The sequence below is a fragment of the Streptomyces sp. NPDC050759 genome, from assembly GCF_044456945.1.
Classification (GTDB): domain Bacteria; phylum Actinomycetota; class Actinomycetes; order Streptomycetales; family Streptomycetaceae; genus Streptomyces.
Genome location: NZ_JBITGI010000018.1, coordinates 53,422 through 65,545, shown reverse-complemented (window position 1 = coordinate 65,545; position 12,124 = coordinate 53,422). Strand labels below are relative to the sequence as shown.

At 72.7% G+C, this 12,124-nt stretch carries 10 protein-coding genes; 6 read left to right on the top strand and 4 right to left on the bottom strand.

Going from position 1 to position 12,124, the window contains the following annotated elements:
- The first annotated feature begins 103 nt into the window (after positions 1-103).
- Positions 104-2,179, top strand: coding sequence for a prolyl oligopeptidase family serine peptidase (locus ACIBJB_RS38295; RefSeq protein ID WP_398937951.1), 2,076 nt, complete (start codon positions 104-106; stop codon positions 2,177-2,179).
- Here the strand turns inward: ACIBJB_RS38295 and ACIBJB_RS38290 are convergent.
- The gene (locus ACIBJB_RS38290; protein WP_398937949.1) at positions 2,176-2,931 is read right to left on the bottom strand and encodes a dienelactone hydrolase family protein; all 756 of its coding nucleotides are present in this window, start codon (positions 2,929-2,931) and stop codon (positions 2,176-2,178) included. The genes ACIBJB_RS38295 and ACIBJB_RS38290 overlap by 4 nt on opposite strands.
- Before the next feature lie 123 nt (positions 2,932-3,054).
- A complete protein-coding gene (locus ACIBJB_RS38285) occupies positions 3,055-3,675 on the bottom strand; it encodes an L-threonylcarbamoyladenylate synthase (protein ID WP_398937947.1) in 621 nt (206 codons plus the stop codon).
- A gap of 151 nt (positions 3,676-3,826) precedes the next feature.
- Here ACIBJB_RS38285 and ACIBJB_RS38280 point away from each other — a divergent pair, with 151 nt between their 5' ends.
- From ACIBJB_RS38280 to ACIBJB_RS38265, 4 genes are all read left to right on the top strand, one after another.
- Entirely contained in the window at positions 3,827-4,744 is a 918-nt protein-coding gene (locus tag ACIBJB_RS38280; RefSeq protein ID WP_398937945.1) for a MerR family transcriptional regulator, read from the top strand.
- A gap of 185 nt (positions 4,745-4,929) precedes the next feature.
- On the top strand, positions 4,930-6,462 hold the full coding sequence (locus ACIBJB_RS38275) for a helix-turn-helix domain-containing protein (RefSeq protein ID WP_398937943.1): 1,533 nt from the start codon (positions 4,930-4,932) through the stop codon (positions 6,460-6,462).
- Between the two features lie 252 nt (positions 6,463-6,714).
- Entirely contained in the window at positions 6,715-6,951 is a 237-nt protein-coding gene (locus tag ACIBJB_RS38270) for a hypothetical protein (protein ID WP_059209764.1), read from the top strand.
- 147 nt (positions 6,952-7,098) lie between these two features.
- A complete protein-coding gene (locus tag ACIBJB_RS38265; protein WP_398937941.1) occupies positions 7,099-7,545 on the top strand; it encodes a hypothetical protein in 447 nt (148 codons plus the stop codon).
- A gap of 387 nt (positions 7,546-7,932) precedes the next feature.
- Here the strand turns inward: ACIBJB_RS38265 and ACIBJB_RS38260 are convergent, their stop codons facing one another.
- Together ACIBJB_RS38260 and ACIBJB_RS38255 are read right to left on the bottom strand one after the other, a co-directional pair.
- Positions 7,933-9,027 carry a serine hydrolase domain-containing protein gene (locus tag ACIBJB_RS38260; protein WP_398937939.1) on the bottom strand — a complete coding sequence of 365 codons (1,095 nt, stop codon included), beginning with the start codon at positions 9,025-9,027 and terminating at the stop codon, positions 7,933-7,935.
- A gap of 64 nt (positions 9,028-9,091) precedes the next feature.
- Positions 9,092-9,976, bottom strand: a complete 885-nt coding sequence (locus ACIBJB_RS38255; RefSeq protein ID WP_398937937.1) for an alpha/beta fold hydrolase — start codon at positions 9,974-9,976, stop codon at positions 9,092-9,094.
- A 121-nt stretch (positions 9,977-10,097) separates the two neighbouring features.
- Here ACIBJB_RS38255 and ACIBJB_RS38250 point away from each other — a divergent pair, with 121 nt between their 5' ends.
- Positions 10,098-12,077 (top strand): BTAD domain-containing putative transcriptional regulator, encoded by a 1,980-nt coding sequence (locus ACIBJB_RS38250; protein ID WP_398937935.1) that lies wholly within the window; start codon positions 10,098-10,100, stop codon positions 12,075-12,077.
- Positions 12,078-12,124 lie beyond the last annotated feature (47 nt).

Genomic DNA, 12,124 nt, shown 5'->3' with positions numbered 1-12,124 from the left:
CGCGCAAACGTTAGACGGTAACACAAAGTGATGATTGAGGTAGCGGGCCGCCATTCTATCGAACACACGTTTGAGTCTTGGGGGTGGTGGAAGGAACCCCCGCATGGTGCCCACCACCTTCCCCGCACAACTCGTCCGCACCTGCCGCTTCACGCGAGGTGTCCCGGAGCGGTTCACCGTCTCGTCCGACGGAGGAACCGTCCTGTTCCTTCGTGGGCGCACGGGTGACGATCCGGCCGCCTGTCTCTGGGCGCTGGACGTCGGCTCGGGGCGGGAGAGACTGCTGGCCGACCCCGTCCGGCTGCTCGCGAACGGGCGCTCGCCGCGAGCGGCCGGCATCGAGGCGTACGGCACCGACGCGGCGGCCGGTGTCGTCGCCTTCGCCCTGGCCGGCGGGCTCTGGAAGCTGGACGTGGGCAGGGGGGAGCCTCGCCGACTGCCCGCGGTCGGCCCGGTCGCGGACCCCCGGCCCGATCCGACCGGCCGTCACCTCGCCTACGTGTCGCACGGCGCCCTGCGCGTGGCGGAGGCGAACGGTTCCGGGGATCATGCGGTGGCCGAACCGGAAGTCCCCCGCGTGGAGTTCGGAACCGCCGTACACACGGGCGCCACCTCCCTCGACGGCACCCGCGGGCACTGGTGGTCCCCGGACGGCGCTCAACTGCTGTACGCCCGGAGCGACTTCACCAACGTCCGACCCTGGCCGACCGTCGAGCCGGACGGGCCTCCGGCGACCCGCACCGCCCTGGCCGGAACCCCCAACCCGGACGTCACCCTGTGCCTCTCCGCACTCGACGGCCCACCGGTACCGGTGAGTTGGAGCCGAACGGCCTTCGAGTACGTCGTGGGAGCCGGCTGGGACCCACACGGACCCTGGGCCGTCGTACAGTCCCGTGACCAGCACACCGTACGGTTCCTCGGTATCGACCCGGGCGACGGGCGGACGACCGTCCTGGACGAGCAGCGCGACCCGTGCTGGGTGCAGCTCGTTCCCGGGCTGCCTGCGCGTACGGGCTCCGGAACTCTCCTCGCCCACCGGGACCTGCGGGGCACCCGACACCTCACCCTGGACGGAACTCCCGTGACACCCAGGGGACTTCAGTTGCGGGCCGTGCTCGGCACCGACGGCGACGAGGTCCTGTTCACGGCCTCCGGTGAGCCCACGGAGACCCACCTGTGGAGCTACGGCCTCAAGTCCGGCCTCCGACAGCTGAGTTCCGGGCCCGGCGTCCACTCCGGCGCCTTCCGCGGCGGCACCCTGGTCCGGGTCACCCGTGACGCCGAGCGACCCGGCGGGCGGGCCGAGGTGCTGCGCGCAGGCCGACCGGCGGTCGCCGTGCTGTCGTACGCCGAACGCCCGGTCCTCGGCCTCCACGCACAGCGTCTCGTCCTCGGACCCCGAGGGCTGGCCGCCCGGCTCCATTTCCCGTCCTGGTACCGCCGGGGCGGTGGCCCGCTGCCGGTGCTCGTCGACTCGTACGGCGGCGCGGGCCTCCAGCGCGTCACCGCGGAACTGGACTGGCGGGTCCTGCTGTCGCAGTGGTTCGCCGAGCAGGGATTCGCGGTGCTCACGACCGACGGCCGCGGTACACCGGGCCGGGGGCCCGACTGGGAGCGCGAGGTGTACGGCGACCTGTTCGGGCCCGTCCTCGACGACCAGGTCACCGCCCTGCACGAGGCCGCGCGCCGGCATCCCGACCTCGATCTCGGCCGGGTCGCCGTCCGTGGCTGGTCCTTCGGCGGGGCACTCGCCGCCCTGGCCGTGCTGCGCCGCCCCGACGTCTTCCACGCCGCCGTGGCCGGTGCGGGCGTCGCCGACCAGCGGCTCTACAACGCCCATTGGCGCGAGCGGTTCCTCGGTCACCCCGACGCGTTCCCGCAGCGGTACGACGCCTGCAACCTGCTCCTCGACGCGCCGCGCCTGACGCGTCCGCTGCTGCTGATCCACGGCCTGACCGACACCAATGTCCCGGCCGTCAACACCCTCCGCCTCTCGGAGGCGTTACGGGCCGCGAGACTCCCGCACGAACTCCTGCTCCTGCCGGGCACCGGCCACCAGCCGATCGGCTCGGCGCTCACGGGGCAGCTGCTGGACCGGCAAGTGCGCTTCCTGCGGCGCCACTTGGACGTCGGACCGACGCACGAACCGACCGGCCACCCCGTACGGCGCCCGTCCTAGAACGTGCGCTTGAGCAGATCGAGCAGCGCCGCCCAGTGCCGCTCGTCGCCCTCGCGGTGGTACGAGGCGGTGTCGGCCTGGGTGAAACCGTGCGGGGCGCCGTCGTAGACCTCGCACCGGTGGCGGACTCCGGCGTCGGTCAGTGCGGCGGCGAGGCGCTCGATCTGCTCAGGAGGCAGCGACGGGTCCTGGTCGGCGTGGCCGAAGTACAGCTCGGCGGTGATGTGCCCGGCCACCAGGTGCGGGCTGTCCGGAGCCTCGGTCGCCAGGCGCCCGCCGTGGAAACCGGCCGCCGCGGCCACCCGGTCCGGGTAGGTGCCGGCGGTGAGCAGGGACAGCCGTGCGCCCATGCAGTAGCCGGTGAGGGCGACCGGGCCGTCGGCGACCTCGGGGCGGTCGGCCAGCCAACGCAGATACGCCCCGGCGTCCCGCATCGCGAGCTCGGGCGTGAGCGCGTGCACCACCGGCATGATCTTCTTGAAGATCTCCGGCCGCGCGCCTGGGTCGATGAACTCGGGCAGTTCGAAGACCGGCGCGCGCCCGCGACGGTAGAACAGGTTCGGCACGAGAACCGTGTAGCCGGCCCCGGCGAGCCGGTCGGCCGTCGACTTCAGCTGGGGGCGCAGCCCGAAGGCGTCCTGGAAGAGCAGGACGGCCGGCCTGGGCACGCCATCGCCCGGGTGAGCCAGATGGGCGTCGGCGACGCCGTCCTCGGTGGGGATGTCGACGGCGGTTCCCTGTACGGAGGTCATGAGGGTGCCTCTCTGCGCGGGCGACGGTGAGCAGGTCGCCGACCCGGCGGAACCGGGCCGGGGCAAATGGTTGCGCGCACCATCCAACTGGCCGTCGCGGCCCCCTCCCACTTGAGGGCCGCTTTACTCGAACCGGCTGGTGTCACCCGCGCCATGCCGCACGATCTCGGCCTCGCCGCCGGAGAAGTCGATCACCGTCGTCGGTTCGGTGCCGCAGTCCCCGGAGTCGACGACAGCGTCCAGCACATGGTCGAGGCGGTCCTTGATCTCCCAGCCCTGGGTCATCGGCTCCTCCTCGTCGGGCAGGAGCAGGGTGCTCGACAGCAGCGGCTCCCCGAGTTCGGCGAGCAGCGCGTGGGTGACGACATGGTCGGGGATGCGCACGCCGACCGTCTTCTTCTTCGGGTGCTGGAGCATCCGCGGCACCTCCTTCGTCGCCGGGAGGATGAAGGTGTAACTGCCGGGCGTCGACGCCTTGATCGCACGGAACACGTCCTTGTCGACCCGCACGAACTGGCCGAGCTGCGCGAAGTCCTGGCAGACCAGGGTGAAGTGGTGCCGGTCGTCCAGATGCCGGATGGTCCGGATCCGGTCGATGCCGTCACGGCTGCCCAGCCGGCACCCGAGCGCGTAGCAGGAGTCCGTCGGATACGCGATCAGCGCGTCCGAGCGGATGCTCTCGGCGATCTGGGAGATGGTGCGGGGCTGCGGGTTGTCGGGGTGAACGTCGAAGTACTTCGCCATCCGCCGAGCTTATGCCGTCGCCCGACGGCGGCGACGCAGGCACATGGGTGCCGTCTGTGGCCGCCGCGTGTGCGCTCTGACGACCGAACGCCTGGGCGGGCACGAGCGGCCGGGTTGAGTCTCCCCCAGAGGGAGACCGCAGGATGAGGCCATGGACGACGGCGGCACCCTTTACTCGATCGGTGAACTTGCCCGGCAGACCGGGCTGACGGTGAAGACGATCCGTTTCTACTCCGACCACGGCATCGTGACCCCCGCCGACCGCACCCCCGCCGGCTACCGCCGCTACGGCACCGAGGCCGTCGCCCGGCTCGCCTTCGTACGGACGCTGCGCGAGCTGGGTGTCGGCCTCGACGCGATCCGGCAGATCCTCGACCGTGAGCTGGCCCTGGACGAGGTCGCCGCACAGCATGCCGCGGCACTGGACGCCCAGATCGCCGTCCTGCGGCTGAGGCGCGCGGTCCTGACCGCCGTGGCACGACGAAGGCCCACGCCCGAGGAGGCACATCGCATGCACGAACTGGCCCGACTGTCCGAGACCGAACGCCGACGCCTCGTCGACGACTTCCTCGACGCCGTGTTCGAGGCCCCGGGCAGCGAGGGGGTCCGCCGCTCCATGACGCCGGAACTCCCCGACCGGCCCACAGAGGAGCAACTGCAGGCCTGGGTCGAGCTGGCCGAACTCACCCTCGACCCGGACTTCCGGGCCGGCCTGCGTCGCACGGCCGGGGCCTACCGCTTCGACGCCGCCACGCCGCCGCGCCCGGACGTCGTGGCCCTGGTCCGAGCACACGCGGAGCCCGCTCTCGAGGCGGGGATCGCGCCGGAGTCGCCCGAGGCCGATCCCGTCGTCACCGCATTCTGCGCACACTGCGCCCGCACCCTGGACCGCCCCGACGACACCACCCTGCGCCACCACCTGCTGAACCGCCTGGAAACCGCCCACGATCCACGCAGGGACCGGTACGTCGAACTACTCGCCGTCATCAACGCATGGCCCGCGCCGGGCCGCCTCTCCCCGGCCCTCGCCTGGTCCACGACCGCATTGCGCGTCCGGACGGTTCGGTGACGCGGCCGGGTTCTCCGGTTTCCGGCGAGGCCGATGCGGTCCGGTCCCTGCTGGGTCGCAAGGCTTCGCTTCTTGCACATCGCTCACCCTGCAGGGGGCGCACGGACGTCTCCCGCCCGCCGCAGGTGAGGTAACGTCCCGAGCGGTATGCCGTGCGGGACGCAAGGGGCGAGGAGAAGGGTGACGTGGCAGGTCAGGAGGGCGGGCTCGGTCGGAGCCGGGCGGCGGACGCCGGAAGCCCGACCTGGGCGCAGGAACTCCTCGACCATCTGCGGCCGACGGGACGTGACCTTCGCCGGATCGTCACCTGGCTCGCGCAGACTCTGCACGGCACGGCCTCGCTCCAGGACCACACCGGAACCCTCGTCGCCGGAACACGCATCCCGCTGGACCAGGGTCTGGTCGCCGACATCCTCGCCGGACGCATCGCCTCCGCCGCCTCGGCCGGCGAGGACGGCCACCTGCGCCTGGTCCGGATCGAGCAGCCGAACCGGACGTCCGCCGGAGTGCTCGCGGTGGCCCGCCCGGACCCCTTCGACCGGCGCGCCTCCGACATCCTCACCCACACCGCCCAGGTCCTCGAACTTCTGCTGCGCGCCCGGGAGACGACCGCGGCCGGGCGGCGCCTGAAGCGGGCCACGTCCGATCTGCGCCTGGCCATCCTCCAGCTGCTCATGGTGGAGGACACCGTCTCCGCCCGTCGCGTCGCTGCAGGACTCTGGCCCGGCCTGCTCGACACCGAGACGGCGTGCGTCTACGTCCTCGAGGGGGACGCCGCGGAACGGGACCGGCTCGTGGAAGAGTGCCTGGGCGTGATCGGGGACCGCGCACTCGTGGTGCGCTGCCCGGCCATGGACGAGCACGTGATCATCGTGACCACCGCAGACACGGCGGGCGAGGCCCTGCGCTCACTCGTCGACCGGAACCCCGGCACCCTGCTCGGCGGCAGCCCCCCGCAGAACCTCGCCCACACCGCCACCGCCTACGGGCAGGCGGTCAGCGCCCTCGCCGTCGCGCGGGTCCGGCCGGACAAGGCGGCCGTGTACGCCGAGCGCAACCACCCCGAACGGTTGATGGACCCGGTAGCGCTGCGCGAGTGGACCGCCCGGCTGCTGCGCCCGCTCGACACCCTGCCGCACCACACGCGCGCCGAACTGCTCGCCACGACCCGCCTCGGACTGGAGTTCACCGCCGTGAGCGCGGCCAAGGTCCTCGGCGTCAGCCGCAACACCGTCCGGGCCCGTATGGAGCGCGTCGAGTCCCTGCTGCGGGCCGATTTCACCGACCTCACCGTCCGCGCGACCGTCCACCTGGCTCTGAGCACCCAGGTCAGCCTCGCGGACGGACAGGGCGATCACGGCGTCACCCCGCAGGCCCGCACCCGGCTGGGCGACCTGCTGGCCGGACCCGCGCTGCGGACCTGGGCGCGGGAACTGCTGGGACGGCTGGACGGCGACGCCCGCGACCTGCGCCGCACCCTGCGCAGCTGGATCGCCGCGGGCGGCAACGCGGAGCGGGCCGCACAGACACTGGCCGTCCACGCGCAGACCGTGCGCGAACACGTCCGCAGCGCCGAGCCGGTTCTCGAACGCAGTCTGATCGCCTCCGGCAGCGACCTCTACGAGGTCGTTCTGGCCCATCTGGTGACCGGCGAACTCGAACACCCCGTCCTGCTCCGGGACGATCCGGGCCATCCGGACGCACCTGTGCACCGGTGAGCCCTGTGCCGCGCACAGCGGGCATCGACGCGATTCACAAGGATGCGCAGGTCACGTAAGTTCGACGCACCGCAGGGGGAACGACCGGAACGGGGGACCGGTCGCGCCCCCTGTGACGTGTTTCCGCGCGATTCCCGCCGGCCGTCGCCCATGCCGTCGACGCCGGTTCGGTTTTCCGGCACCGATGGGGACTGACCTGCGCACGACGGGTACTCGTGCCCTCCGGAACGACTACCGCTGGAGGAGGCCCGAATGACCAGCAGCACGGAGACCGGCGGCGCGACCGGCACGCCGGACAAGGACTACAACCTCATCTGGTATGTCGAGGCGTGCCTGAGCAACGCGCTGCGACTGGAGAGCTACATCCAGGACGCGGAGCGTGACAAGGACACCGAGGTCGCCGACCTGTTCCGCAAGGCCCAGGCGGACAGCCGCAAGGGCGCCGAGATCGGCAAGGGGCTGCTGCGCGCCCGGCTGAACGGCGGCTGACCCGGTAGGTGCGGAAGGGCCGGACAGACGGGTGTCCGGCTCTTCCATCCTGCGCGGACATCGCGTTGCAGTCCCGCACTGAACAGGCGTAGCCGATCTTCCGTACCCCAGGGTGCAGTCGTACACCGACCGGATACGGAGAGGCTCGTGCCGCGACGAGGACGCAACCATCGGACCACCGTGTTACGGCTGGGCACCCTCGTCGGGAGTCTCGCGCTGATCACGGCCTGCGGCGGAGGTGAGGACGACACCGCCAAGTCCCCGCGGCCATCGAGGAGTTCCACCGCGCCCGCGGCCGGCATCGTGGCCCCGGCCAGGATCGAGGTGATCGCCGGACTGGCCGGCTGCAAGGCCGAGATCCGTATCGAGGCCGACGAACTGCGTGAGGGGCTCTGCCACTCCGGGCAGGCCGACTACCGCATCACCACCTTTCCCGCGGAGAAGTACAAGGAGGCGTGGCTCGACGCGGCCAGTGTCTACGGGGGCACGTACCTCGTGGGCCCGCGCTGGGTGGTCAGCGCCAAGGCGGAACACCTGAAACAGGCCAGGAACAAGCTCGGCGGGACCATACGGCAGCTGCAGGGCACGTCGTAGGTTCCGCCCGGCGCGCCGCTCCAGAGCCCCCGGCCCCCCGGCAGAACCCACACCGACCGGCGAAGAGCAGCCCGGATCCCGCCCACAGCATGGCCTGGACGCCGACACGGTGGCCGGAAAACCCTCCGGGCTGTCATCGCCGGGCGAGCCGGGCGAGCCGGGCGACCATCGCCATCGCCACCGCGGCGACGAAGGCCACGGCGGCCGCGGTCGAGCGTCCAAGTCGCGCCAGGCGGGGGCCGGTCCGCGGCCCAGCAGGACCGCGCAGATCCCGAAGAGCACGCTCAGCGCCATCATCAGGACGAACAGGGCGGTGCGCTTGTCGATGGTGTCCGGGTCGCCCCCCCGCGGGCGGCCGCTGGCATCTGCGGACGGCCGAGCTGCCGCTCAGTCCTCGCCCACCACGGTGAGGTCGTCCCCGAGGGCCGCGGCGATCCGCGCGGCCCGGACGTGGTCGTCCAGCCGGCGGGTGAGATAGGCGCAGGCGTGCCCGTGCCGCAGCGACCACCAGGCCGCGGACCCGCCGATCCCGCCCTTGGCGATCTTCCCCTTGTCGCGGACGAAGCCCAGCGTCCAGGTGAGCCTGGTGCCGAAGACCTCGTCGTAGCCGGTGACTTGGGGGGCGAGGAGCTCGGCGTGCAGCTCGGGGCCCAGGAGTCCGCGCACCGGCCCGTCCTCGCTGGTCAGGCGCGAGAAGAACTCCGCCGTCGAACTCGCCGTCGTCTGGAGGTTCGTGGCCCCGAACACCGACCGCCGCCACGCCCGGGTGTTCGTCCGGGCCGGGTCCAGAACGCCGTCGGGTGTCTCCAACCACGGCCTGGCATGCAGCTGTTCGGGCCAGTCGGGCCGCGCGTACTCGAGGTCGGCGACCCGCTCCAGCGAGTCGTCCGGCACGCCGAACCAGGCGTCGAGACCGAGCGCGGGCCGCACCACCTCGTGGAAGAGCTCCCCCAGAGTCGTCCCTGCGGCGGCCCGCAGGACCCCGTCGACCAGATGGCCGTAGGTCAGCGCGTGCTCCCCGAGGCCGGTGCCGGGGACGTACTCCGGTGCCGCCCGCTCCAGACTCTGCCGCAACCCGGCGTCGTCCAGCGGGTCGAGAGCCGCGGCCGCGGCGGGGAAGCGGGGCTGGCCCGCCCGGTGGGTGAGCACCTGGCGCAGGGTGGTCCGCTCCTTGCCGTGGAGTCCGTACGCCTTCCAGTACGTGGCGATCGGCTCGTCCAGCGCCAGGGCGCCGTCGCGCACGGCCGTCAGCGCGGTCAGCGTGACGAAGGACTTGGACAGGGAGTACGGCATGACGAGGGTGTCGTCGCGCCACGGGCGGCTGCGCCCGGCGTCGGCCCAGCCGGCGTTCAGCCGCACCACTTCACGGCCGTCACGCCAGACCGAGACGCCGGCCCCGGTCTCCATACCCTCGTCCACCAACTCCTCTAAGACGCGGCGCACTTGGCCGTATCCGTCCTCGGTGAACCCTTCCACGTCCATGGTGTCCCTCCGTCCGTGTCGCCTGTCCCGGACGATACGGGGGAGGGGTATGTGGAGGCAACGGTCACTCTCCCCGAAGAGTGAGCTCCCGCAAGGCCTTCGCCACGTCCGTCGGTGCTTCCTCCGCCATGAAGTGGCCGCAGGAGACGGTCGTATGACGTAGGTCGTCGGCCCAGGCCTCCCACAGGGCGGTGGCGTCGTAGCCGAGCGCGGCTCCCCAGTCCTGCTGGAGCACGGTCACCGGCATGCCCAGCCGGTTCTCCGCGGCCCGGTCGGCCTCGTCGTGCTCGACGTCGATGCCCGCGGACGCGCGGTAGTCGGCGACGATCGACGGCACCGCCTCGCGGCAGGCCCGCAGGTACTCCGCACGGACCTGAGCCGGGATCGTGTCGGGGCGGTTCGCCCACGCGTCGAGGAAGTGGCCGAAGAACGCGTCCGCGCTCGCGGAGATCATCCGCTCGGCGAGACCGGGCGGCTGGGCCATGAGGTAGAGGTGGAAGGCGACCGCCGCCGACGTGCCGTGCAGGGCGTCCCACATGTCGAGGGTCGGCAGGATGTCCAGACAGGCCAGGTGGGAGACCGCGTCCGGATGATCGAGGCCCGCCCGGAAGGCGACCAGTGCGCCCCGGTCGTGCCCGGCCAGCGCGAACCGGGGGTGCCCCAGCCGGCGCGCGAGGGTGACGATGTCGTTCGCCATGGTCCGCTTGGAGTAGGTGTCGGGGCCGTCCTCGCGCGGCTTGTCGCTGTCGCCGTACCCGCGCAAGTCGGGGCAGATCACCGTGTGGTCGGCCGCCAGGTCCGCCGCGACATGGCGCCACATCAGGTGGGTCTGCGGGAAGCCGTGCAGCAGGACCACGGGCGTGCCGGTCCCTCCCACGGCCACATGGAGGGACACGTCCTCGGCGACGGACACGCGCTGGTACTGGAATCCGGCGATGGTGGCTCTCACGGCGGGGCTCTCTTCGGTCGTACGGCGAGTGGGAGGCATCGGTGTCCGGGCCCGGGGCGCCGATGACCCCAGGGTCCGGGGAGCGAATGAGCAACGAATGAACGCGTGTACGTTGAGGTACGTGCGTGTGGTCGAGTTCGGAGTCCTGGGGTCGGTGGCGGCCTGGGACGAGACCGGGGAGCCGATCGCCCTGAAGGGCCCGAGGCATCGTGCGGTGCTGGCCCGCCTCCTCATCGCCCGCCGCGGGGTCGTGCCCGTTCCCCGTCTGGTGGAGGACCTCTGGGAGGGGGACCCGCCCGCGGATGCCGTGGGCACCGTCCGGACCTTCGTCGCCGGGCTGCGGCGCGCTCTGGAACCCGAGCGGCCCCGCCGGACCCCGTCCCGCCTCCTCGTCACCGAAGGCCCCGGCTACGCGCTGCGCGCCGACCCCGCCCACGTCGACGCCCGGCGGTTCGAGCACGCCGTGGCCGCCGCGGCGGACCTGCCTCCCGTGCAGGCGGTGCCCCGGCTGACCGAGGCGCTGGAGCTGTGGCGCGGACCCGCCTACGCCGACTTCGCCGAGGAGCGCTGGGCGCGCGCAGAACGCTCCCGGCTCGCCGAGCTCCGGCTGACCGCCGTCGAACGCCGGGCCGAGGGCCGGCTCGCCCTCGGCGCCGCGGCCGACGCGGCAGCGGACCTCGACGCCCATGTGGCCGAGCACCCCTGGCGGGAGGACGCCTGGCAGCTGCTCGCCCTCGCGCTGTACCGCTGCGGACGCCAGGCCGACGCCCTGTCCGTCCTGCGGCGCGCCCGACAGCTGCTGCGCGAGCACCTCGGGGTGGAGCCCGGCCCGCGGCTGAGCCGCACCGAGCAGGACATCCTGCGGCACGCCGACCATCTGGACCCGGGCCCCTCGGATCCGGCCGCGCAGGTCTGGGCGCAGGCCTCCGCGTCGTACGCGAGCATGGTCCCGCCGCGGGCCCGCACCCGTCTTGAGTCCACCGCCGGGTTGATGCGCGACCTCGCCGTCACCGGGGGCGGTGGCCTGGAAGCGGCGCGGCGGCACCGCGCGGCGGCCGTGGCGGCGGCGGAGCAGCTGGGCGATCCGGAGCTGACGGCACGGGTCATCGGCGTCTACGACGTCCCCGCCGTCTGGACCCGTTCCGACGACCCCGCGCAGGCCGACCGGCTGGTGGGTGCGGCGGAACGCACCCTGCTCCTCCTGCCGCCGGGCGCGTCCGAGGCGGCAAGGGTGCGACTCCTGGCCACCGTGGCGGTCGAGTCCCGCGGCACGCTCCCCAAGGGAACGCGCGCCCTCCAGGCGGCCCACCAGGCCGTGGAGAACGCACGCCGACTCGAAGACGCCAACCTGCTCGTCTTCGCCCTCAATGGCCTGTTCATGCAGACGTTCGAACGCGCCGGACTCGCCGCCCGGCGGGACACGATCGGTGCAGAGATCACCGAAGTGGCCGCTCGGCACGGCCTGTTCACCTACGAGGTCCTCGGCCGGCTGATCCGGCTCCAAGCGCACTGCGCCACCGCCGACTTCACGGCGGCCGACCGGCACGCGACCGCCGCCGACGCACTCGCCGAACGGCACGAACTGCCCCTCGTCGCCGTCTTCACCACGTGGTACCGCGCCCTGCGCACCGCGACGACAGAGCCCCCGCAACTCGGCGAGTCCGCGTACCGGGCCGCCGCCAAGTCCCTCGAGGGCGCCGGAATGCCCGGCCTGGAGCGGGGGTTGCTGCCCCTCGCCCTGCTGTGCCTGCGGCTGCACCACGGCCTCCCCGTCACCGCCGACCCGCACACCGACTGGGGCCCCTACGAGCCGTGGGTGCGCCCCCCGTTGCTGCTCGCCGAAGGGCGCGATCGGGACGCCGTACGCCTGTTGGCTTCCGTGCCTTCCCCGCCCGGGGACCTCCTGTACGAGGCCCTGTGGAGCCTCCTCGCCCGCGCGGCGATCCAGGCGGGCGACCGTCCGCTGATGCGGCGCGCCCAGCGTGCGCTAGAACCCGCCAGGGGCGAACTCGCGGGCGCCGCAAGCGGGTTGCTGACCGCCGGTCCTGTCGCCGACCACTTGGACGCGCTCGCCGCGGCTCTCGCATCGCACGCCTCTTGACCTCGGCCGGAGCAGCGGCTTAGCGTTCCGGCGTTTGCCAGTGATTG